The organism is Klebsiella sp. G-Nf4, from assembly GCF_002810615.1.
Taxonomy (GTDB): Bacteria; Pseudomonadota; Gammaproteobacteria; order Enterobacterales; family Enterobacteriaceae; genus Klebsiella; species Klebsiella variicola.
The window spans coordinates 147,901-171,559 of the sequence record NZ_PION01000012.1; the positions used below are offsets into that span (position 1 = coordinate 147,901).

Genomic DNA, 23,659 nt, shown 5'->3' on the forward strand with positions numbered 1-23,659 from the left:
TGAAGCCCCTGATCTTAAAGGTGCAATGACGCAAGACGCAGTATCTCGTTTTGCGTGGTGGTTTTAGTCTCAACAATGCCCGCGACAAGGCCATTGCTCATCACCAGAATGCGGTCGGTAATCCCCAGCAGTTCCGGCATTTCGGAAGAAATAATAATGATCCCTTTGTCTCTTTTAGCCAGCTCGGCAATCAGCTGGTAGATCTCGAATTTGGCGCCGACGTCGATACCGCGCGTCGGCTCATCCAGCATCAGGATCTCCGGCTGGGTCAGCAGCCAGCGGCCTATAATGACCTTTTGCTGGTTACCACCGGAAAGCGAACCGATCTGCGTATGCTGGCCGGGGGTTTTAACGCGCATCGAGTCAATAACCCACTGGGTGTCGCTCTTCATTCGCGAGTTATCCAGCAAGCCGAGGCTGTTTTTATATTTCTTAATATTGGAAATCAGCGAGTTAAAACCGATATCCAGATAGGCGTAAATCCCGGTGGACCGGCGCTCCTCGGTCACCAGCGCAAAACCGTGGTTAATCGCCTCATTGGCGCTGTGGTTGTTGATCTTCTTACCGTGCAGGGTGATGGTGCCGCTGGCCTTCTCACGGATCCCGAACAGCGTCTCCACGATATCGGTGCGTTTAGCGCCCACCAGGCCGGCGATACCGAGAATTTCGCCTTTATGCAGGTCGAAGGAAATATCACGAATGGACGGCTGGCGCAGCGACGTCAGATTGCGCACCTCGAGGATCACTTCGCCTGGGGTGTTTTCGCGATCCGGGAAACGCTGATTGAGCGAGCGCCCGACCATCATGGCGATGATCTTGTCCATATCCAATCCTTCCAGCGGCTGGGTGGCAATCCACTGGCCGTCGCGCAGGATGGTAATTTCATCGCACAGCTGGAAAATTTCTTCCATCTTGTGCGAGATATAGACGATACCGCAGCCGCGATCTTTCAGCTTGCGGATGATCTTAAACAGATGGTTGACCTCTTTTTCCGTCAGCGATGACGTGGGCTCATCCATGATGACGATTTTAGCGTCATAGGAAAACGCCTTGGCGATCTCAATCATCTGCATCTGGGATACCGATAAGGTGCCGACGCGGGCGCGCGGGTCGATATCAATATCCAGTTCATCAAAAATCGCCTTGGTATCCCGGTACATTCTCTCCTGATCGACGAACATGCCTTTAGTGGGATAACGCCCAAGCCACATGTTATCCATGACCGAACGCTGTAATACCAGGTTTAATTCCTGATGCACCATCGATATACCGTTTTCCAGGGCTTCTTTCGCCGAATGGAAATCGATCTCTTTTCCCTGAAAAAGAATGCTACCGGAATCTTTTTGATAGATCCCAAAAAGGCATTTTAATAATGTCGATTTGCCGGCGCCGTTCTCACCCATTAACGCATGAATGGAGTGCGGACGAACCTTCAGGTTGACATTATCAAGAGCCTTGACGCCAGGAAACGATTTGTTGATGTTGGTCATCTCCAACAAATACTCGCCTGACCGTTCGCTATTATTGCTGACCATAGTTATACCTGGCTGCGTTCATGCACGCCCCGTCCGGCGCAATAACGCCAGCAGGAGTCTGGTTCTGTATCAGGAATAATCGGGCGTGGATGAACCACGCCCGCAACTCACATCACGATTATTTGCCGGTAAACTGGCTCAGGTTGTCTTTATCGACGCCCACGTAAGGTACGCGAACAATTTTGTTGTCAATTTTCCAGTTGGTGCCCGCCGCGGCTTCTTTACCTGCTGCAAGATTTTTCGCCAGATCGAAGGTTGCTTTCGCCTGGTTGTTGGCATCGTTCAGCACGGTACCGGCCATCGCACCGGATTTCACCAGCGCCAGCGCTTCTGGCAGGGCATCGACGCCGAATACCGGAATGCTGCTCTTGTTGTGCGCTTTCAGCGCTTCAACCGCACCCATCGCCATGGCATCGTTATTGGCGATCACCACTTCAATCTTGTTCGCATTCGGGCCGGAGAGCCAGGCGTCCATTTTGTCTTTCGCCTGAGCGGTATCCCACATGGCGGTATCCAGCTGCAGCTGTTGGGTCTTCAGACCTTTATCATTCAGCTCTTTGATAACGTAGGTGGTACGCGCTTCCGCATCCGGATGGCCCGGCTCGCCTTTCAACAGGACGAACTGAATCTGGCCATCTTTGTTCAGATCCCAGTTCGGGTTGGCTTTCCAGTGCTTGGCGATCAGATCGCCCTGAATAATCCCGGACTCTTTCGAATCGGTACCGACGTAATAAGCTTTGTCGTAACTATCCAGTGCTTTGCGGGAAGGCTCTTTGTTGAAGAACACCACCGGAATATTCTGCCCGCGCGCTTTTTCGATCACCGTTCCCGCTGCCGCCGGGTCAACCAGGTTAATCGCCAACGCCTTCACGCCTTTCGCCAACAGCACGTCAATCTGATCGTTTTGTTTCGACTGGTCGTTCTGCGAATCATTCATCAGCAACTGGACGTCAGGCGCGGATTTGCCATCTTTTTCAATCGCCTTACGCACCACCGACATAAAGTTGTCGTCATATTTATAAATCGTCACGCCGATACGGGTATCTGCTGCGTGTGCTGCGGCGCCAAATAACAGACCAGCCATTACAGCAGACAGGGTAAACACCTTCTTATTCATGGAATCTCCGGTTTTATTATGCAGGGTCATTATTGTGAAAAAGTGCGGGCGGGATTTGTTGCATTAGTGTTACCGCACAACGCATTTCACGACGAAAATTCGGTCTTCCGTGTCGGGTAACGCTCCAGAAAAATACGACTCTAAAACTCGTTTAACGCCTTGTTCCTACTTAAAAAAGTGAGGATAACCCATCACCTCGTGGTTCAGACTGGTAAACGCTGCCATCATAATCAGGCGAATGTTAATATACTGTGAATTTACTCACAAATTGAAAGCGGTTACATCCCATCACCGCTTCAGTTAGTGATCGGCCCCACAGTTTGCCGCTGGGCAACGGAATGACGGCGCACCAGCGTCGGCATAAAGCAGTGCGTTGCCTCGCGATCCAGCTTGCCGGCCGCCCCCAGCAGCGCCAACTCGGTGGCCAGTTTCGCCATCGACATCACCGGATAGCGCACGGTGGTGAGCTGAGGATCGGTGTAACGGGAAATAGGAATATCATCAAAGCCAATCAGCGACAGATGCTGCGGCACGACAATGCCGTTGTCCTTCAGCGTCGTCAGCGCGCCGGCCGCCATGCTGTCGTTATAGGCAAACACTGCGGTGAGACCGAGATTACGCCCCAGCAGTTCGACCATCGCCGCTTCGCCGCCCTGCATATCCGGGGAGCCAGAACCGACCCAGCTATCCGGGGCGATGATGCCCTGCTCCTGCAGCGCTTTGCTCCACCCTTCCCGGCGCATATCGTCATCTTCAATGCCGTGATTCGAGGAGAGGTAGCCGATGCGCTGGTGGCCGTGATTGAGCAGCATGCGGGTGGCCATCAGCGCGCCGCTGACGTTGTCGAGCCCGACGCAGCGATGGGCAAAGCCCGGCACGATGCGGTTGATCAGCACCATCCCCGGGATATGTTGCATAAAGTCGCTCAGTTCATCATCGCTGAGCGCTTTCGAATGGACGATCAGCGCCGAGCAGCGCTGGCGGATCAGCACCTCGATGGCGTGGCGCTCTTTTTCTGCCTCGTGATAGCTGTTGCCGATCAGCACATACTTCTGATGCTGCTGGGCGACGGTATCCACCGCTTTCACCAGCGCGCCGAAGAAGGCGTCGGAGACGTCCATCACCACCACGCCGATGGTATCGCTCACCTGGGTGGCCAGCGCCTGGGCGTTGGCGTTGGGCCGGTAGCCCAGTTGGGTCACCGCTTTCATCACGGCGTCGCGCGTATCCGGACTCACCAGCGCGCTGTTGTTCAGCACCCGCGACACGGTGGCCACGGATACGCCCGCCTGGCGGGCGACATCACGAATGGTGATCATACTCTGCGACCTTAAGAGAATTACAGCACGTCACATTCACCTCCTGTGCTCAGCAAGGAGGCTATTCTGGCAGCGACCCGCGGTCCGCTACGTGAGTGAAGTCACACGGCTGGAAACGTTTACATCCGTTTTGTTAATGATTGTGATCGAGATCGTTATCTGGATGTGTCTTTCAATGATGTGCCTGACGCACGCAGGGTTAACTGACGCCACAGCCATTCCACCGGCCCCTGGCGGAAGCGGCGCAGCCACAGCGATGAGACGAGGAGGTTAACAGCCCAGATGGGGGGAACAAAGGCCAGCAGCTGCAGACGATCGAAGCGCATAAACAGCCCGAGATGATAAAACAGGGTGGTGCAGATCAGGGTCTGCAGCAGGTAGTTGGTCAGCGCCATGCGTCCAACGCAGGCGATAGCGCCCACCAGGCGGAAACGGCACAGCTGCGGCCAGTAACCCCAGGCCAGCGAGGCATAGCCGATAGCCTGCAGGGGGGCGCTCAGTTCGCGCGGCGCCTGCAGCAAAAACGCGCACCAGCGATAGTCCCAGGCCAGATACCACTGGGCGAATATTGCCGGCAGATTCACCGCCATCCCGGCCACCACCAGCAGCACCCCCGTGCGCCGGTAGTGACGCAGGCTGAACTGCCCTTTGAGCCAGCCGCTGCGCATCAGCGCTGCGCCCATCAGCATCATCCCCGCCAGCTGCCAGCCATACTGGGCGCCCAGTGCCAGCAGATTGTCCGATAGCATATCCGCCCGGTTGCTGACTGCCTCCATGCCTCCGTGCAGCTTCCAGTACTGCTCATATTGCAGGTTCGCTGCGTCCGGCACCCAGGAGCGATTCGCCGCCGTCCCGGAGATCATCCCCAGCAGGACCAGCACCGCAATGCCGATGAGGTAGAGCACCACCCCGGTATTGAACAGCGATTTGACATGGTGCGCCTCACGCACCATGCGCCAGCTCACCAGCCCCACCAGGGCGTAGGCCAGCAGAATGTCGCCATCCCAGAAAAAAAGACCGTGAATGAAACCGAGCAGCGCCAGCAGCGTCAGCCGCGACTGGATCCAGCGCTTCCCTCGCGGGAGCAGCAGCTGCAGACCGGCGCCAAACAGCAACGCGAACAGGGTGAGAAACTTCACCTGCGCCAGCAAGTCGAGGAGTGCCCACGTCCAGGTATCGCTGAGGGACGCGCTTCCAGACCAGGCGGGATTGAGGTAAGCGGCCTTCGGCAAGCCGAAGGCGCTGATATTGAGAAGCAGGATACCGAGGATGGCGACGCCGCGGACAAAGTCCAGCGTGACATTTCTCTCCATGTACCCTGCTCCGTTTTAGTTGTGGTGACGTACTGCGCGCAGGAATTCCTGGCGGGTATTCTGGCTGGATTTGAACAGGCCGCCGAGAGAGGTGGTGGTGGTTGCGCTGGTCGCGTCGCGGATGCCGCGCGCTTTCACGCAGTAATGCACCGCGTCAATGGATACCGCCACGTTGCTGGTGCCGAGCAGCGTCTGCAGCGCAATCAGGATCTGCTGGGTCAGACGCTCCTGGACCTGCGGACGCTGGGCGAAGAACTGCACGATGCGGTTGATTTTCGACAGGCCGATAACCGAATCTTTCGGGATATAGGCTACTGTCGCTTTACCATCGATGGTGACGAAATGGTGTTCGCAGGTGCTGGTCAGGGTGATATCGCGCACGGTAACCATTTCATCAACCTTCATTTTGTTTTCAATGACGGTGATTTTTGGGAAGCGGGAGTAATCCAGCCCGGAGAAGATCTCATCGACATACATTTTGGCGATGCGATGCGGGGTCTCCATCAGACTGTCATCACTCAGATCCAGATTCAGCAGTTGCATAATCTCGGTCATATGACCGGTAATCAAACGCTTGCGTGTTTCGTTATCAATTTCTTGTACTGGCGCACGCATCGGCGTCTCCAGCCCACGAGCGACCAGCGCTTCATGAACGAGGACGGCTTCTTTACTCAGTGATGACATTTGGGTTTCTCCTGCAGGTGTGGCGCTCTTTGCTTTTTCTGGGGGCAAAGTTTGTATTCATTGTGCGTGAGGTGGCGCACAGAATCCAGTAGCCGTAACGATAATTATTGAAATTGGCGCTGCCTTTTATTAGGGCCTGGAGCCGCGCCTCAGGCGCAGCGCCAAATCCTTATCGCCGAATCCGGAATGATCTAACCGCTGTACGCATCCATAAGCGCCATCGCTACACCGGCATGTTGGCTATAAGTTGCATTAATGATGCAGTAAGTTCTCAAAAGGAGAAAGTGAAAGTTACTCACCGGCTAATGAAATATCTGTATTATGAACGTTTACGCGCACCCCCCTTTCGAGGAGCCTTGCATGGAACTGCTTGAAGAGCATCGCTGTTTTGACGGTCGGCAACAACGCTGGCGTCATCACTCCCCTGTCCTGAACTGCGCCATGACGTTCAGCATTTTTTTACCGCCTGAGCGCGAAACGCCGCCGCCGGTACTGTACTGGCTGTCCGGGCTGACCTGTAACGACGAAAACTTTACTACCAAGGCGGGCGCCCAGCGCATTGCCGCTGAGCTGGGCATCGCGCTGGTGATGCCGGATACCAGCCCGCGCGGTGATGAGGTCGCCAACGATGACGGATACGATCTGGGGCAAGGCGCCGGCTTCTACCTGAATGCCACCGAGGCGCCGTGGGCGGCGCACTATCGAATGTATGATTATCTGCGCGATGAACTGCCCGCGCTGATCCGTAGCGAGTTTAGCGTCGGCGAACGCTGCGCCATCAGCGGCCACTCGATGGGCGGTCACGGCGCGCTGGTGATGGCGCTCAAAAATCCGGGCCGCTACGCCAGCGTCTCCGCCTTCGCGCCGATCGTCAATCCCAGCCAGGTGCCGTGGGGCAAGAAAGCGTTTACCGCCTATCTGGGCGCGGATGAATCGACATGGCAGTCGTGGGACAGCTGTGCGCTGATGCAGGCCAGCCAGCCGGCTGACACCGTGCCGACGCTGATCGACCAGGGCGATAACGATCCGTTCCTCGCCGGGCAATTACAGCCGGCCGTACTGGCGGAAACCGCCCGCCAGAAGGCCTGGCCGTTAACGCTGCGTATCCAGCCTGGCTACGACCACAGCTATTACTTCATTGCCTCGTTTATTGAAGACCATCTGCGCTTCCATGCGCAGCATCTCTTTGGCTAAACGCCAATGCGCCGCGAAGCAGCTTCGCGGCGCATGCTCAGGCCCGCAGGCCACGTTTTAGTGCCGATGATCAGAAGCGATAATCCACCGCCATAAAGTAGCGACGGCCCTCTTCGGTGTAGCTGTAGTCGTCCCGGCTCAGATCTTTATCACCCACGTTCTGCACCCCGGAGCGCAGTTTCACGTTTTTGGTCACCTGCCATGCCGCGCCAACGTCAAACAGGGTGTAGCCGCCCGGCGTTTTCCCGGTGGCGCTCACCGAGCGCTGCTGGCCGGTATAGTTGGCCGTCACGTAGAAGGACCAGTCGTCCAGCGGTTTCCAGTCAAGCGTGCCGTTGGCGGTATGGAACGGCAGCGTCTGCAGCGGTTTGTCGCCGCCATTGCTCAGATCGCGGCCATCGTTGTAGGTGTAGTTCATCGTCAGCTTCCACTCATCGCCAAACGGGATCTTCACCTCCGTCTCCACCCCTTTGATGCGGGCTTTGTTGACGTTGAAATAGCGGAAGATCGGCACGCGCTTGCCGTTGACGGTTTTCCAGCCGACAAAGTTCGGGTAGCCCGGCGCTTCGCTGGCGCTGGAGGTGCGCAGAACATCGATCATATCGTCGACATTATTCTGGAAGGTGGTGATGCTGCCTTCGACATCTTCCAGCCAGCCCTCTTCCCCACGGTAGTAGAGACCGAGCTCGAAGCTTTCACTGGTTTCCGGTTTCAGATCCGGGTTACCGATGATGCTGCACGAGCCGCGGCAGGAGTTGGTGGTCCAGTCAGGGTTAAGCTGCAGCAGCGACGGGGCTTTAAACGCCGTCGCCCAGCCGCCTTTGACGGTGACGGTATCGGTGGCGTTATACACCAGATAGGCACGCGGGCTCCAGTGATCGCCATAGGTCTGGTGGTCGTCCATACGAATGCCGGTGGTCAGCGACAGCGGCTCGATGATGCGCCATTCGTCTTCGATAAACAGGGCATACTGGCTGGCGGAGGTCGACTGGCTGCCGCTGCTCAGGTTGACCGGATCTTTCAGTTTATCGTGGCGCCATTCGCCGCCGAAGGTTACCAGCTGGTTAATCATGTCCAGCGGCAGGACATATTTGCCGTCGATGGTATTGCTTTCCGAGGTAATGGTCCCGTTCTGTCCCGGATTTTTGTTATCCACCTTTTCGCCGTAGAACTTGAGCTCGCTATTGCCCATATCCCAGCGGCCGTTATGGCTCAGGGAGTAGTTCTCACGCTCAAGGCGGTTGCGGTCAAGGGAATCGGAATCACGATCCTGACGGTCAAAGCCATAGCCCGCCGTAAAATCATGGTTTTCGCCCGGCGTCCAGGCGAATTCAACATTGCCATCGCGACTGGTGAAGCCCTCAATGCGCGGCGTCTCGCCAGTGGCGCTGCTGGAAGACTGCGGATCGTCCTTGGCGCGTTTTGCCAGGCTGCCGTAGGCCTTCATCCCGAGCACGCCGTCGATCAGCGGACCGCTGGTGAAGAACTGGCCGTTCCAGGTATCGCCGCGGTCGCGGTGTTCCTGAATGGTGGTATCGGCACTCAGCGTCCCGGTCCATTTCTGGCCGATTTTTTTGGTAATAATGTTGACCACGCCGCCGAGCGCATCGGAGCCGTAAAGGGAGGACATCGGGCCGCGCACCACCTCGATACGTTCGATGGCATCCACCGGGATCCAGTTCAGGTCGAAGTCATTATGGCGGAAGACGGCGTTCCGGGAGTTGACGCGTTTCCCGTCGACAAGGATCAGGGTATAGCTGCTGCTCAGACCGCGAATGCTGACGCCCTTGCGGTTATCCCCTTCGTTAGTGAGCTGGACCCCAGGGACATCGCGCAGTACGTCTTTCAGGTTCTGGACGGGCTTACGTTGTAAATCCTGCTGGGTGATGACGCTGATGCTCGCCGGCGCGTCTTTGACGCTCTGTTCAGTGGCCGAGGCGGTCACCACCAGCGTTTCTTCATTTACATCGGCGAGGGCCGGAAACGCCAAGGATACGACGGACGCAGACAATCCCGCCCGGATAAAAGGGTTTAACCTGAACATTCCAAATCTCCATGAGGTGTACAACCAAACAAACAAAAAGGTGCTGCTCACACGCGCTGGCGGCCTGTCGCTCTGTCGGCGGCATGCTCGCGCTGTTTTCTCGTCGATGTGGCTGGTCGCCCAATGTCAGTCTGACCCAATGGCAGAGACGGGGAGTGGCTTCATCCGTAATGGGCGAAAATGATAAAGATAATGATTACGATTATCAATATAATTATGAAGAATTGTGTCAAGCTGTAACCGTGCGGACATAAAAAAAGCCCTCTTTTCAGAGGGCTTTTATCACACAATCGCGAAGATTAACGCTTAAAGCGGTCCGGGAAGGTCATTTCGCTGTAGCGAACAAAGCGGGTGCCTTTCGCCAGCTTGTAACCAAACCAGATGACGAGGAACAGCGGAATACCGATGTAGGTCGCCGCCACGCCGCCCCAGTCGATTGTGTCCTTGAGGAACGCTTCGTAGTTCTGCCCGAGGGTGATGATCAGGCACAGCACGAAGGCGAAGATCGGCCCCAGCGGGAAGAACCCGGAACGATACGGCAGATTATTAATATCGTTACCCTGCAGAACATAGCCACGACGGAAACGATAGTGGCTGATCGCAATCCCCAGCCAGGCGATAAAGCCGGTCATCCCGGAGGTGTTCAGCAGCCACAGGTACACCGTCTGGTTGCCGAACATGGACGTCAGGAAGCACAGCGCCGCGATAACAGTGGTCGCGTACAGCGCGTTGCGCGGCACGCCGCCACGCGACAGCTTCGAGAAAATACGCGGCGCTTTGCCGTCGCAGGCCAGGGTGTACAGCATACGCGTGGAAGCGTACATCCCGGAGTTACCGGCCGACAGAACGGCGGTCAGGATAACCGCGTTCATGATCGCCGCCGCCGACAGCAGACCGGCGTGCTGGAAGACCAGCGTGAACGGGCTGACGGAGATATCCTTCACGTCGTTGCGCAGCAGGCTCGGGTCGGTGTACGGAATGATCAGGCTGATAATCAAAATGGCGAAAACGTAGAACAGCAGGATACGCCAGAAGACCTGGCGCACCGCGCGCGGGATGTTCTTCTCCGGATCCTCAGACTCACCGGCCGCGATGCCGATAAGCTCGGTGCCCTGGAAGGAGAAGCCGACAATCATTGCCACGCCGATCATCGCCGAGAAGCCGCCGGCGAACGGCGCATCCGCGATCCCCCAGTTGCTCCAGCCGGTAGGCTGCGACCCTTTGAAGATGCCGACAATCATCATCACGCCGACAATAATAAAGATAATGACGGTGGCGACTTTGATCAGCGAGAACCAGTATTCCGCCTCGCCAAAGCCGCGAACCGAGATCCAGTTCAGCAGGAACATAATGCCAAGGAACAAGGCGCTCCAGATCCAGCCCGGCGAGTCAGGGAACCAGTAGCTCATCACCAGCTGCGAGGCCACGAGGTCAACGGCGATCGTCACTGCCCAGTTGTACCAATAGTTCCAGCCCAGCGCGAAGCCAAAGCCTTCTTCAACATAATTCTGGCCGTAGGTGGCAAAGGAACCGGACACCGGCATAAACGCCGCCAGTTCACCCAGGCTGGTCATCAGGAAATAGACCATCAAACCGATCAGAATATACGACAGCAGCGCCCCGCCGGGACCTGCTTGCGAAATGGTTGCGCCAGAGGCAACAAAAAGACCCGTACCGATGGAACCGCCGATGGCGATCATGGTCAAGTGGCGCGCCTTGAGTTCACGACGTAGCGTGGGCGCTTCTGTGGTTTTAGTTTCCGAAACCATGTGATAATGCTATCCATCCAAAAAATGAGGCGCGATTGTAGCAGACGATCGGGGTTCCATCCGGTACAAATGCAAAGTTATAAGAGAGCTTCATGATCGCCCGCAAATTATTAGTAAAGCACTAACCTGCGGAATTGCCAGCGAATTCAGCCCGTTATGAGGCGGAAAAACCGGGTGCTACACCTGGCAATAATGCAGAAAACGTTGTAATGCTTTGGAAATATGTTTCTGCCGATGATGGATCCGCCACAGCGTGCGCGTCAGCCGGGGCAATGGCACTTTCAGCTCCGCCAGCGTGCCCGAGGCCAGTTGTTCGGCAATGACCCGCCGCGATAAACAGCTGATGCCCAGCCCATGCCGGACCGCATGTTTGATCGCCTCCGAGTTGCCCAGCTCCATGCCCATATGAAACGCCGGCAGATGCGACAGCAGAACATAATCGACAATCTCCCGGGTACCGGACCCATGCTCGCGCAGGATCCACGGCGCCTCGGCCAGCTGCTGCAAAGTCACCTCTCCCGCCAGCAGCGGCGAATCAGGCGCGGCAAACACCACCAGCTCATCTTCCAGCCACGGCTCGGCAATAATATCAGCGGCATGGCACGGCCCTTCAATCAGACCGAAATCCACCCGCAGGTCGGCGACGGCGTTGATCACATCCAGACTGTTACCCACGCTCAGCTCAACCGGCAGCTCCGGGAAGTCATGGCGATAGCGGGCAATGATCTCCGGCATAATATAGTTGCCGATGGTGCTGCTGGCATAGACCCGGATTGCCCCATTATCGCCGCGAAACAGCTGTTCGATCTCCAGCGCCCGCTCCAGCAGCGCCAGCGCACGCGGGTACAGCAGCCGTCCGTGCTCATTCACCACCAGTCGTTTACCGACGCGGTCAAACAGCTGCACGCCGAGCTGCCCTTCCAGATCGGTCAGCGCGGCGCTGACCGCAGATTGCGAAAGCGCCAACATCTGTGACGCCTGAGTGGTTGACCCACTCTTGTGGACTTCGGCGAACACTTCCAGCTGCCGCAGCGTAATATGCATAACCCACCCGTTTAGTAATCCAACCTGAATAACCTTCCTTACTATGGTGACACAAATCGAGGCGGCTGAAGGAAGGAAAATCCGCTTATGTCACAAAATCATCGTCTTGCCGGGGGAAACCGCCCCGCTTCCGCCGCCTCAGGCCCCTGACCCGTTGTCAGCGACGATGCGGCCATTAACCACTTATTACGATTGATTATAAACATATAATCAATTTTATATTTAACCCCGCGCGGCGTAACCTTTAGGCAGACAAAGGAGAAGGTTATGACAGCACTCACTTTACCCACCAAACATCGTTCCCTGTGGCATTTTGTCCCAGGCCTGGCGCTGACCGCCGCGCTGACCGGCGCCGCCCTGTGGGCCGGTAGTTTCCCGGCCATCGCCGGCGCAGGCTTTAGCGCCCTGACCCTCGCTATCCTGTTCGGGATGGTCGTCGGCAACACGGTCTACCCGAAAATCTGGCAGCCCTGCGACGGCGGGGTGATCTTCGCCAAGCAGCATCTGCTGCGCCTGGGGATCATCCTCTATGGCTTCCGCCTGACGTTCGCCCAGATTGCCGACGTCGGCGTGAGCGGTATTTTGATTGACGTACTGACGCTCTCCAGTACCTTTTTCATCGCCTGCTTCCTTGGCCAGAAAGTGTTTGGTCTCGACAAACACACCAGTTGGCTGATCGGCGCCGGCAGCAGTATCTGCGGCGCGGCGGCCGTGCTCGCCACCGAGCCGGTGGTCAAAGCCGAAGCCAGTAAAGTGACCGTCGCCGTCGCCACGGTGGTTATCTTCGGTACCATCGCCATCTTCCTCTACCCGGCGATGTACCCGCTGCTGGCGCACTGGTTTACCCCGGAGACCTACGGGATCTATATGGGTTCCACCATGCATGAAGTGGCGCAGGTGGTTGCCGCCGGCCATGCGGTCAGCCCGGACGCGGAGAACGCGGCGGTTATCGCTAAAATGCTGCGCGTCATGATGCTGGCTCCGTTCCTGCTGTTCCTGGCGGCGCGTGTTAAACAACTGACCCCGGCAGGCAACGGCGAGAAAAGCAAAATCACCATTCCGTGGTTCGCGATTATGTTCATCCTGGTGGCGGTGTTTAACTCCTTCCATCTGCTGCCGAAAGCCGTGGTGGATATGCTGGTGACGCTGGATACCGTTCTGCTGGCGATGGCAATGGCCGCCCTCGGGGTCACCACTCACGTCAGCGCGCTGAAAAAAGCCGGGGCGAAACCGCTGCTGATGGCGCTGATGCTGTTCGTCTGGTTGATTGTCGGCGGCGGGGCTATTAACGTCGCTATCCACAGCCTGATGGCATAAAGCACTACATCTTTCTCCAGTTAAGCCGCTATCATTACCCACCCCCCAGCGGCTTTAACTGGAGTTTTTTTATGAAATACGTAGGAGCGCACGTGAGCGCCTCAGGTGGACTGGCCAATGCCGCCATTCGCGCCGCCGAAATCGAAGCAACCGCCTTCGCCCTCTTCACCAAGAACCAGCGCCAGTGGCGCGCCGCGCCGCTCAGCGACGAGACCATCGCCGAATTCAAAGCCGCCTGTGAAAAGTATCACTTTGGCCCGGGGCAGATCCTGCCGCACGACAGCTATCTGATTAACCTCGGCCACCCGGTGGAAGAGGCGCTGGAAAAATCCCGTGATGCCTTCATTGATGAGATGACCCGCTGCCAGCAGCTGGGGCTGACGCTGCTCAACTTCCACCCCGGCAGTCATCTGCAGCAGATCCCGGAGGAGGCGTGCCTGGCGCGCATCGCCGAATCGATCAATATCGCGCTGGCGAAGACCGAAGGCGTCACCGCGGTTATCGAAAATACCGCCGGCCAGGGCAGCAACCTCGGCTTTAAGTTCGAGCACCTCGCGGCGATTATCGACGGCGTGGAAGATAAATCCCGCGTCGGCGTCTGCATCGATACCTGCCACGCGTTCGCCGCCGGCTATGACCTGCGCAGCGCGGAAGCGTGTGAAAAGACTTTCGCCGAGTTTGCGCGCATCGTCGGCTTCCAGTATCTGCGCGGCATGCACCTGAATGATGCCAAGAGTACGTTTGGCAGCCGCGTTGACCGTCACCATAGCCTTGGCGAAGGCAACATCGGCCACGACTGCTTCAGCTGGATCATGCAGGACAGCCGCTTCGACGGCATTCCACTGATTCTGGAAACCATCAACCCGGATATCTGGGCGGAAGAGATTGCCTGGCTGCGGGCACAACAGACCGCCGAAGTGGCGTAAAACAGAGATAAAAAAAGGGCCGAACAATCGGCCCTTTTTTATTACGGTAAGATTATGCCGCTTTTTCGACTTCCACTGCCTGCGCTTCCGGGCGTTTCAGCACCGCGTAGGAGAGGCCCGCCACCAGCGTCCCGGCAACAATCGCCAGCAGGTAGCCCAGCACCGGCGTAATCGCTCCCGGGATCAGCAGGACAAACAGACCGCCGTGCGGCGCCATCAGTTTCGCGCCAATCGCCATCGAGATAGCGCCGGTTACCGCGCCGCCGACGATACAGCAAGGCAGCACGCGCATCGGGTCACGAGCGGCAAAAGGAATCGCCCCTTCAGAGATAAAGCACAGGCCGAGAACCAGCGCGGCTTTCCCCCCTTCACGCTGCCCTTTGTCGAACTTATTGCGGGCAACCAGCGTCGCGATACCCATCGCCAGCGGAGGCACCATACCGGCCGCCATGATCGCCGCCATCGGCGCGTAGGTCTGGGTACTCAGCAGACCCACGCCAAAGGCATAGGCCGCTTTGTTCACCGGCCCGCCCATGTCGGTACACATCATCGCGCCGAGGATCGCGCCCAGCAGAACCGCGTTCGCGGTGCCCATGGTTTGCAGCCAGTGGGTGAGCCAGGTGAGGATACCGGCTACCGGTTTACCGATCAGGTAGATCATCGCCAGACCCACGATCAGGCTGGAGACCAGCGGAATGATCAGGATTGGCTTCAGCGCTTCCATACTCTGCGGCAGTTTCAGCTTAGTGCTGATGGCTTTCGCCACGTAACCGGCAAGGAAACCAGCGATGATCCCGCCGATAAAGCCGGAGCCGCCGCTGACCGCCAGCATACCGCCGATAAGACCCGGGGTCAGACCCGGACGGTCGGCAATGGAGAAGGCGATAAAGCCTGCCAGCACCGGCACCATCAGCGCGAAGGCCGAGCCGCCGCCGATCTGCATCAGCGCCGCCGCCAGGGTGTCTTTCACTTCAAACGCTTTGATCCCGAAGGCGAAGGAGAGCGCGATACACAGGCCCCCGGCCACCACCATCGGCAGCATGTAGGAGACGCCGGTCAGCAGGTGGCGATAGGCGCCCGCCGACTCTTTTTTCCCTTCGCCAGCAGCCTGAGGTTTACCGGAAGGCTGGTACGGTTTGGCTTCGGCCACTGCTTTATCCAGCTCAAGAGCGGTTTTCTTCAGCGCCAGACCGGTAGTCGTGCGATACATTGGCTTACCGGCGAACTTCGCCAGATCCACCTCGATATCGGCAGCGACGATCACCAGATCCGCCTCGGCCACCTCTTCCGGGGTGATAGCATTGCCAGCCCCGACGGAGCCGCGGGTTTCCACCTTCACCCACCAGCCGCGTTTTTTCGCTTCGGTTTCGATGGCTTCCGCCGCCATAAAGGTATGGGCAACGCCGGTCGGGCAGGCGGTGACCGCGACAATACGTTTCGGTCCTCCGGTGGCCGCCGGGACTGCTGCCGCGGCAGGGGCCGCGTACGGCGTCGCGTGACCTTTGGCTTCGCTGAGGAACAGCTCCGGGTGCGCCACGGCGCGATTAATATCGCCAAGGTAGACCTGTTTGCCGTTCAGCGCGCTGTCGGTGGGCAGCGCCGCGCCCAGCACAATCACCAGTTCGGCATCGTTCGGGTTATCAATCAGTTCAAGGTGCGCTTTAGGCGCTGCCGCTCCCAGCAGGGTTTTCGCCATATAGGCGCGTGCCTGTCCGAGTCCGGCATCAATAATCAGCAGCGTTTTCATTATGCCTCTCCTGCTGTCAATTAAAGGGTTGTAAGTCGACGCGCGCCATCATCGCGGCCAACTGGGTACGGTCGGTAATACCCACGTTGCTCTGGCTGACGGCCAGGGCAGCGACGGCAGTCGCCAGGCGCAGGGTATGCTCGCTGGATTCACGCATCAGCAGGCCGTAAATCAGGCCGCCAACCATCGAATCGCCGGCGCCGACGGTGCTGACCACTTCCACTGAAGGCGGTTTGGCAATCCACTCACCGGAGGCGTTCACCCACAGCGCGCCCTCTTCACCCAGGGAAATCACCACGTGGGCGATACCCTGCTCGCGCAGCGCATGGGCGGCTTCGATAACATCTTTCATCTCCGGCAGCTTGCGCCCGGCCCAGATTTCCAGCTCGCGACGGTTCGGTTTCACCAGCCACGGCGCCGCTTTCAGTCCGGCAACCAGCGCTTCGCGGCTGCTGTCGAAAATAATGCATGGGCACTGGCTGCGCAGACGGGTCATCCAGTCAGTGAAGGCCTCCGGGCTGACGCCGGACGGCAGGCTGCCGCTGACGCAGACCATATCAAACTGCCCAAGCCAGCTCAGGGAGTCGTTGACGAAGCGTTCCCAGTCGCCCGGGGTGACTTCAAAGCCGGAGAAGTTGAAATCCGTCACTTCGCCATCTTTTTCCGTCAGCTTAACGTTGATGCGGGTCCGGCCCTGCACCACCTGGAAACGGTTGGCGATACCCAGCTCGCTGAACAGCTGCTGAAAGCCATCCTGGTTGTCTTTGCCCAGGAAGCCGCCGACGGTGACATCAATGCCGAGATCTTTCAGCACTTTCGCCACGTTGATGCCTTTCCCGGCTGCGTGCAGGCCGGTGGTGCGCACCAGGTTCACTTCACCGCGTTCAACCTCCGGGGTGAACCCCACCAGATCGTACGCCGGGTTTAACGTAATCGTTGCTACACGTCTGCTCATTTATGCGCCCTCCCCAAGGCCTGCGGCGATCGCTTCGCCAATCGCATCCAGCGCTTGTTGCGCATCCTCACCCTGCGCGGTGAAACGCAGACGGTGACCTTTTTTCACACCCAGCGCCACGACCTTCATCAGACTACGACCGTTGGCCGGCTTGCCGGAACCGTCGAGGTTGGTGACGGTGACGTCGCTGGAGAATTGTTTAATCGTATTGACCAGCATAGTGCCCGGACGGGCATGCAGGCCATGCTCATTGCGCACGACGAATTCGGCGCTCAGCACGTCTTCCGCAATGGCATCGTCGCTGGTCAGCAGCGCCAGCACGGTGGCGGCGTCGGCTTTCAGCAAACGGTCAGCTTTCTTATCCAGCAGCAGCTTGCTCAGGCGGTTCAGCACCGCAGTCGGCTGCTCATCGGCCATCGCCACCGTGACCAGCAGGGAAACCGGCTGATCGTCGCGGGTAAAGGCATTAGCCGCACGGCTGACCGCCACGGCGCTGCGCAGATTGCCTTCCGCACTGTCGTTCAGCCAGATGCCCTGACCGAGGTTCAGCGGCGTATCGTTGATAGCGTGGCTAACGAATGCCGTGTCAGCAGCACCCACTTCTTTCAGCCGCGCCGCGTTCAGCGCCTGCAGGGTCAGCAGATCGCTGGCCGCCACGTCAAGGCTCAGGGTCTCGTTGTCCAGCTTCAGCGCTTCGCTCTGTTTTTCCCCCATCAGCAGCGCACGCAGCTCTTCCGCGGTGGTAGCGGACTGCAGCTGAGCGGCGACCGCGTCATCACTTAGCACATGGGTCAGCTGACGCAGCAGGCCGAGGTGTTCATCTGAGCTGGCGGCAATACCGATCGCCACATAGGCGGTCTGCCCTTCGCCCCAGGTGACGCCCTGCGGGAACTGAAACACCTGGACGCCGGTCTTCAGCACCTGGTCACGGGTGTCCGTCGTGCCGTGCGGGATCGCAATCCCGTTGCCGAGGAAGGTCGAGGTCTGCTGCTCGCGAGCCAGCATACCGTTCACGTAGCCATCAGCCACGTTGCCGGCGCTGACCAGCGCGGCGGCGACCTGCCGGATGGCCTCTTCTTTATTACCGGCCTGCTGGCCGGGATGAATATCCTGCACAGATAACTGGAACATGGTTCTCCTCTCCTGCTGAATTGAATCGTTTCAGCTAACTTGAGAAAAAAGGCGTCATCTGACGGTGAACGGATTGTCGAATGACGCTGAAACGTTTCAAGAATTTTGTACCTTTCTTGCTCAACGCGCAAGGTACGTCAGCGACTTGATTGCAGAACTTAGAGGTACTGCACACTTTTGCTGAAGTCTTTGCTATCGACCACCGCAAACGTCAGCTTTTTGCTGAACCTTATATTTTGAAACGCCTTTTTAATTATTCGTGCCATACTACTGTTTATTTTCAGCCAGCAGGCGTAAACTCCGCGCCGTCTCCTGAAACTACAGAAAACCGAACATGCAAAACCGTAGCGCCGCCCTTCCCCGACGCGGGTTCGATGTAACCTCTTCCGCATTCTTGATCGTCGCCTTTCTGACAGGCATTGCCGGGGCGTTGCAAACCCCAACCCTGAGCCTCTTTTTGACCAACGAAGTGCACGTCCGCCCGGCGATGGTCGGCTTCTTTTTTACCGGTAGCGCCGTCATTGGCATTCTGGTCAGTCAGTTCCTCGCCGGCCGTTCCGACCGCAGGGGCGATCGCAAGCAGCTGATTGTCATCTGCTGCCTGCTGGGGGTGCTGGCCTGCCTGCTGTTTGCCTGGAACCGGAACTACTTCATCTTGCTGTTTATCGGCGTCTTCCTCAGTAGCTTTGGCTCGACTGCCAACCCGCAGATGTTCGCCCTCGCGCGCGAGCACGCCGACAAGACCGGTCGCGAAGCGGTGATGTTCAGCTCCATTTTGCGCGCCCAGGTCTCCCTGGCATGGGTGATTGGTCCCCCGCTGGCCTACGCCCTGGCGATGGGGTTTGGTTTTACCGCGATGTATCTCAGCGCCGCGGCAGCGTTTATCGTCTGCGGGATCATGGTCTGGCTATTCTTACCCAGCATGCGTAAAGCGACGGCAGTGGCGACCGGCCGGCTGGAAGCCCCGCGCACGCACCGTCGCGATGCGCTGCTGCTGTTCAGCATCTGCACGCTCATGTGGGGTACCAACAGCCTGTACATCATTAATATGCCGCTGTTTATCATTAATGAGCTGCATCTGCCGGAGAAGCTGGCCGGGCTGATGATGGGCACCGCGGCCGGACTGGAAATTCCTACCATGCTGATTGCCGGTTACTACGCCCGGCGCTTCGGCAAACGCTTTCTGATGCGCCTTTCGGCAGTAGCTGGTGTGTTGTTTTACGTGGGCATGTTGACGGTGCATACGCCAGCGCTGCTGCTGGCGATGCAGGTGCTGAACGCCGTCTATATCGGGATCCTCGCCGGGATCGGCATGCTCTATTTCCAGGATCTGATGCCGGGACAGGCGGGCGCGGCCACCACCCTCTACACCAATACCACCCGCGTTGGCTGGATTATCGCCGGTTCACTGGCGGGGGTAGTGGCGGAGATCTGGAGCTATCACGCGGTGTTCTGGATTGCGCTGGTCATGGGTATCGCCGCTCAGGCTTGCCTGTGGCGGATCAGGGATGTGTAGGCAAGACGGCCCGGCCGTGACCAGGCCATCCTGGTTAATGATCCAGATAGAGGTAATGCAGCCAGCTGGTCATCCGTAGCAGGACTTTGCGCATAATCGACACATGGGCAAAATACTCGGTATAAACCGCCGCCTGCGCACTAACCCCGTCCGGTAAATGTTCCACTTCCGGGTGGGGATCGAGGTCGATCAGCACATAGATGCCCTCTTTTCCTGCCCCGGCGCTCAGCCCCTGCAGCGCACCGCTGGCCTGATAGCTGCCATCCGGTATCGCCGGCAGCACCCGCGATACCTTACCGCTATAGACGCTGCCTGGCAGACCATTAAACACCACCTCCGCGCTATCCCCGGCCGTCAGACGCAGAACCGAGTTCTGGCGGAATACCGCCACCACCTGGCGCTTTTGCTGGGGAATAAACACCAGCACCGGCTTGAAGGGCAGACGTACCGCGGTCATCCCCGGCCGCGCCAATAGCTGGGTAACGTAGCCGTCACTCGGCGCACGAACCACGGTTTGCGCCAGATTATACTCCGCCTCGAGGATCTGCGATTTCAGACTGGCAATGTTGGCATCAAGCCCATTATAGCGGCCAGACACCTGCTCTCTGGCGTTTTGTAATTGCGCTTTCGCCGCCTGCAATACCGCCGTCTGGATCTGCACCTGCTGCCTGGCGTGAGTCACATCCTGTTCCGAGAAAGGATTGACCGGCATGGCCGCCCCCTGAGCATAACGCTGGTAGTCACGGGTAACGCGATCGTACTCGGCCTGCGCCTGCTGCACTCTGGCGCTGGCATCGTCAATGGTCGCCTGCTTCGCCCGTAGCGTCGCCTCCTCGGCCGCCAGATCGGCCTGCAGTTTGTTCAACCGCGCGCGGTAGCGGGTGTCATCGATGCGGAACAGCAGTTCGCCCTTCTTCATTAACACGTTGGTTTTACTGGTGACCTCAACCACCTCGCCTGAGACCTGAGGCACCATCGGAATAGAGACGACAATTTTTTGCGCCCGCAGCGTATAGGGATGGTTATAGTTCATCGTTAATATTAACGTGCCTACGACCACTATTCCGCCTAATATAGCAGTGGGGATCGTCCATTTATTTACTGGAATGCGAAATATCTTAAAAACGCCCCAGGCGATGGCGACATAGCAAAGGATAATTAACAGATCCATATTATTTCTCGTTATTCCCCGCTGACGCTTGCTGACTATTTTTTAACGCTGCTTCGAGTAACGCAATGCGTTTCTCCAGTTCCTCGCGTTGCAGACTATCCTCGGTCTGCGAAGCCATCCCCCACCCGCGGTCAGGGCGGTACAAGGTGGCCCAGATCCACAGAAAAGGCCAGATAGCATGCAGGGTAAACAGGCTTATCCAGCCCGCCACATGAATCGCGTCCTGATGGGGGTGCTGTCGTTTTTGCGCGATATGATAGGGAATATCGTGGATAATAATCACTCCATAAAATAATATGAGAAAAACCAGTATTAATACAAACAAAGCAAAATAATTAAGCAGCATGGTGCATATACACTCAGTAAGCCAGCGGGAAGATCATTATTTTTAATGACGTCGAGGACCACAAAAGAAGCGATAAAACGCACAATTTTCCTTAAATAACGGACTGTTCAACGCAAAGGCCATCATACGTTTAGCGGATCAATAAATCACATGGCAATTCCGCCAAACTGGTATATCATTTTTGATATATTACAGATATCAGGCAGCGATAAGATGTTGAAAGACTTTAAAATGGATGAGCTTAGAGTTATCAGCGCCATCGCCGAAACCGCCAGCGTGAGCCGGGCGGCCCAGCGCCTGAATATGCCCCAGTCTAACGTCTCGCGGACGCTGACCAGCGTGGAGCGGAAAGTCGGTTTGGCTATTTTCCTGCGCACCGCCCGAGAACTGGTGCGCACCGAGTTCGGCGAGCAGTTTATCCATGCCAGTCGCGCGGTTCTCGAACAACATGAGCAGCTTATCAACCTTGCCGACCGTTATAAGAACACGCTGCAGGGCGTGGTCACCCTCGGGGCCCCTATCGGTATCCATCAGTTTCTCGGGCGGTATATTCTGCCGGCGCTGAGAAAAACCCTGCCGGAGCTGCAGATCAATCTGGTCACCCGCAACGCCAGCGAGCGGGAACAGAAATACGGCGCCATTTTTAATAGCGACTGCGATCTGCTGATAAGCCCCTTTAAGCCGCAGAATGAAAATCTCATCGCCCGCCCCTTTACCCGCTTTCGCACCGGCGTCTTCGCCTCTCCGGACTATCTGGCGCAACATCCTATCGCCGAGCCGGAGGCGCTGGTGGATCATGAGTGCATTACCCTGCGCATGCTGGGCGGTAGCGACAATATCTGGACCTTCAAAAGCAAAAACGGCAAACCGCTTAATCTCACGGTTAAAGGGGGATTCGTTTGCGATAACACACTACCGGCGGTGGAGCTGGCGAAGCTGGGGATGGGGATCGTCTATGCGCCCTACTATTCACTCGCCACCGAGCTGGCGGCGGGACAGCTGGTTCCCTGTCTGAAAAAGGAGCGCTGTATCGACCTGCAGGCCTGGCTTATCTTCCAGCGGCGGGACATTCTTCCCCTGCGCGTACAGGCGCTACTCGACGGCCTCAGCGCCCATATCAAAAACCTGTCTCATCTGCTGCTTTAAGCTCAGGGTGCGGTGGCCAGTTCAAGATCCAGCAGCCAGGTAATGGCGTCATCGCGGTTGGTGAAGCACATCTCTGGCGAGGGCTGCAGGCTGGCGCACACCTTCGGGCGCAGAGGGGAGCCGAAAATCAGGCATAAATTGTGCTCGGAAAGCTGAATACAGCGGGTATTGGCGGGCTTGCCCTCCGGCATGCCGGGTATTGGCGATGATATAGAGGGAGCGATGCAACATGCGCCACAATCGGTACGACATTCCACAACCCAGCTCCCAAACGCTCATTTTGTGCCACAGCCTAAACGTTTTGCCAGAAGATAGCAAAACTCGCGAATTCCGCTTGCCTGAAGGCGCGGGCGCGAGTAGTTTTACGCGATATTTTTGACTCGTTAAGTGACAGGATTACTGCAATGCCAAGAGCGAATGAAATTAAAAAAGGTATGGTGCTGAATTACAACGGCAAGCTGCTGATTGTGAAAAATATCGATATTCAGTCACCCAGCGCCCGTGGTGCTGCGACACTGTATAAAATGCGCTTCTCCGATGTGCGTACCGGCCTGAAAGTGGAAGAGCGCTTCAAAGGTGACGATATCGTCGATACCGTGACTCTGACCCGCCGTTTCGTTGACTTCTCCTATGTCGATGGCAACGAATACGTGTTCATGGATAAAGAAGACTATACCCCTTACACCTTTACCAAAGAGCAGATCGAAGAAGAGCTGCAGTTTATTCCGGAAGGCGGTATGCCGGATATGCAGGTGCTGACCTGGGACGGCCAGCTGCTGGCCCTGGAGCTGCCGCAGACCGTTGACCTGGAAATTATCGAAACCGCGCCGGGTATTAAAGGGGCATCCGCCAGCTCCCGCACCAAGCCAGCCACCATGAGCACCGGCCTGGTCATTCAGGTGCCGGAATACCTGACCACCGGTGAGAAAATCCGCATTCATATCGAAGAGTGCCGCTATATGGGCCGCGCGGATTAATCCTCTGTGACGCACCGACAGTAAAAAAGGACAGCCGCTGGCTGTCCTTTTTATTTGGCGACGGTATACCCTGTGCCGGGTAATATTCATTCAACACGGTTCCCGTATTTGTGCCGGATGGCGGCTGACGCCTTATCCGGCCTGGGGGCCGGGCGCCCTGTCGTTAATTTATTCACTATTCTTGCTGAAACTGCCGGTGGTGGCGGCCTCAACATCGCTGAGACGTTCCCGGAAGGCCGGGGCAGCCCGCATGGATGCGGGCTGAGGGCCGTGTTTTGCACGGATAATGAGATGGACGCTCCAGATTTTACGGTATCAAAGTACCAGACTGGATCGTTGCAATACGTCCTAAAAAATGAGGAGCGTCCACATGAAAGTATCAACTCTTGGTATCGACCTGGCAAAGAA

General features: G+C 57.3%; 21 protein-coding genes. 7 read left to right on the forward strand and 14 right to left on the reverse strand.

What is annotated here, in order from left to right; all coding sequences use genetic code 11:
* Window positions 1-14: 14 nt before the first annotated feature.
* The 5 genes from mglA to folE form a co-directional block, all read right to left on the reverse strand.
* On the reverse strand, window positions 15-1,535 hold the full coding sequence (mglA, locus tag CWM57_RS22280; protein WP_074388042.1) for a galactose/methyl galactoside ABC transporter ATP-binding protein MglA: 1,521 nt from the start codon (window positions 1,533-1,535) through the stop codon (window positions 15-17).
* Between the two features lie 118 nt (window positions 1,536-1,653).
* Window positions 1,654-2,652: a galactose/glucose ABC transporter substrate-binding protein MglB gene (mglB, locus tag CWM57_RS22285; protein WP_074388041.1), complete on the reverse strand. Its 999-nt coding sequence runs from the start codon at window positions 2,650-2,652 to the stop codon at window positions 1,654-1,656.
* A 296-nt stretch (window positions 2,653-2,948) separates the two neighbouring features.
* A complete protein-coding gene (gene galS, locus CWM57_RS22290) occupies window positions 2,949-3,971 on the reverse strand; it encodes an HTH-type transcriptional regulator GalS (protein ID WP_012967553.1) in 1,023 nt (340 codons plus the stop codon).
* A gap of 155 nt (window positions 3,972-4,126) precedes the next feature.
* On the reverse strand, window positions 4,127-5,284 hold the full coding sequence (gene yeiB, locus CWM57_RS22295) for a DUF418 domain-containing protein YeiB (protein ID WP_074388040.1): 1,158 nt from the start codon (window positions 5,282-5,284) through the stop codon (window positions 4,127-4,129).
* Window positions 5,285-5,299: 15 nt separating this feature from the next.
* A complete protein-coding gene (gene folE / locus CWM57_RS22300; RefSeq protein WP_023290444.1) occupies window positions 5,300-5,968 on the reverse strand; it encodes a GTP cyclohydrolase I FolE in 669 nt (222 codons plus the stop codon).
* Window positions 5,969-6,328: 360 nt separating this feature from the next.
* Here folE and fghA point away from each other — a divergent pair, with 360 nt between their 5' ends.
* Window positions 6,329-7,162, forward strand: a complete 834-nt coding sequence (gene fghA, locus CWM57_RS22305) for an S-formylglutathione hydrolase (RefSeq protein ID WP_074388039.1) — start codon at window positions 6,329-6,331, stop codon at window positions 7,160-7,162.
* A 70-nt stretch (window positions 7,163-7,232) separates the two neighbouring features.
* On the opposite strand, the gene cirA is transcribed toward fghA, so the two are convergent.
* The 3 genes from cirA to yieE form a co-directional block, all read right to left on the reverse strand.
* Window positions 7,233-9,206, reverse strand: a complete 1,974-nt coding sequence (gene cirA / locus CWM57_RS22310) for a catecholate siderophore receptor CirA (protein WP_100676400.1) — start codon at window positions 9,204-9,206, stop codon at window positions 7,233-7,235.
* A 299-nt stretch (window positions 9,207-9,505) separates the two neighbouring features.
* Entirely contained in the window at window positions 9,506-10,975 is a 1,470-nt protein-coding gene (locus CWM57_RS22315; RefSeq protein WP_074388038.1) for an amino acid permease, read from the reverse strand.
* 177 nt (window positions 10,976-11,152) lie between these two features.
* Window positions 11,153-12,019 (reverse strand): DNA-binding transcriptional regulator YeiE, encoded by an 867-nt coding sequence (gene yieE, locus CWM57_RS22320; RefSeq protein ID WP_061153864.1) that lies wholly within the window; start codon window positions 12,017-12,019, stop codon window positions 11,153-11,155.
* A 267-nt stretch (window positions 12,020-12,286) separates the two neighbouring features.
* On the opposite strand from yieE, the gene CWM57_RS22330 reads away from it, so the two are divergent.
* On the forward strand, window positions 12,287-13,336 hold the full coding sequence (locus CWM57_RS22330) for a YeiH family protein (RefSeq protein ID WP_012967550.1): 1,050 nt from the start codon (window positions 12,287-12,289) through the stop codon (window positions 13,334-13,336).
* A gap of 71 nt (window positions 13,337-13,407) precedes the next feature.
* A complete protein-coding gene (gene nfo, locus CWM57_RS22335; protein ID WP_061153862.1) occupies window positions 13,408-14,262 on the forward strand; it encodes a deoxyribonuclease IV in 855 nt (284 codons plus the stop codon).
* Window positions 14,263-14,314: 52 nt separating this feature from the next.
* On the opposite strand, the gene fruA is transcribed toward nfo, so the two are convergent.
* From fruA to fruB, 3 genes are read right to left on the reverse strand one after another with little or no spacing between them, the layout of a single operon-like run.
* Window positions 14,315-16,009, reverse strand: a complete 1,695-nt coding sequence (gene fruA / locus CWM57_RS22340) for a PTS fructose transporter subunit IIBC (RefSeq protein ID WP_100631147.1) — start codon at window positions 16,007-16,009, stop codon at window positions 14,315-14,317.
* 16 nt (window positions 16,010-16,025) lie between these two features.
* Window positions 16,026-16,964, reverse strand: a complete 939-nt coding sequence (gene fruK, locus CWM57_RS22345; RefSeq protein ID WP_061153860.1) for a 1-phosphofructokinase — start codon at window positions 16,962-16,964, stop codon at window positions 16,026-16,028.
* A complete protein-coding gene (gene fruB, locus CWM57_RS22350; RefSeq protein ID WP_074388034.1) occupies window positions 16,965-18,095 on the reverse strand; it encodes a fused PTS fructose transporter subunit IIA/HPr protein in 1,131 nt (376 codons plus the stop codon). It abuts the gene before it with no gap.
* Between the two features lie 334 nt (window positions 18,096-18,429).
* On the opposite strand from fruB, the gene setB reads away from it, so the two are divergent.
* Complete coding sequence (gene setB, locus CWM57_RS22355) at window positions 18,430-19,611, forward strand: sugar efflux transporter SetB (RefSeq protein WP_061153857.1); 1,182 nt, start codon at window positions 18,430-18,432, stop codon at window positions 19,609-19,611.
* 34 nt (window positions 19,612-19,645) lie between these two features.
* On the opposite strand, the gene CWM57_RS22360 is transcribed toward setB, so the two are convergent.
* Window positions 19,646-20,782 (reverse strand): HlyD family secretion protein, encoded by a 1,137-nt coding sequence (locus CWM57_RS22360; RefSeq protein ID WP_100676401.1) that lies wholly within the window; start codon window positions 20,780-20,782, stop codon window positions 19,646-19,648.
* Window position 20,783: 1 nt separating this feature from the next.
* Window positions 20,784-21,128: a DUF3302 domain-containing protein gene (locus tag CWM57_RS22365; protein ID WP_061153855.1), complete on the reverse strand. Its 345-nt coding sequence runs from the start codon at window positions 21,126-21,128 to the stop codon at window positions 20,784-20,786.
* A gap of 213 nt (window positions 21,129-21,341) precedes the next feature.
* On the opposite strand from CWM57_RS22365, the gene CWM57_RS22370 reads away from it, so the two are divergent.
* A complete protein-coding gene (locus tag CWM57_RS22370; protein ID WP_061156333.1) occupies window positions 21,342-22,274 on the forward strand; it encodes a LysR family transcriptional regulator in 933 nt (310 codons plus the stop codon).
* A 2-nt stretch (window positions 22,275-22,276) separates the two neighbouring features.
* Here the strand turns inward: CWM57_RS22370 and CWM57_RS22375 are convergent, their stop codons facing one another.
* Entirely contained in the window at window positions 22,277-22,531 is a 255-nt protein-coding gene (locus CWM57_RS22375; protein WP_100631146.1) for a YkgJ family cysteine cluster protein, read from the reverse strand.
* A gap of 147 nt (window positions 22,532-22,678) precedes the next feature.
* Here CWM57_RS22375 and yeiP point away from each other — a divergent pair, with 147 nt between their 5' ends.
* Together yeiP and CWM57_RS28050 are read left to right on the forward strand one after the other, a co-directional pair.
* Window positions 22,679-23,251 (forward strand): elongation factor P-like protein YeiP, encoded by a 573-nt coding sequence (yeiP, locus tag CWM57_RS22380; protein ID WP_002912951.1) that lies wholly within the window; start codon window positions 22,679-22,681, stop codon window positions 23,249-23,251.
* A gap of 72 nt (window positions 23,252-23,323) precedes the next feature.
* On the forward strand, window positions 23,324-23,659 hold a 336-nt coding region (locus CWM57_RS28050; RefSeq protein WP_206052726.1), incomplete at its 3' end, for a hypothetical protein.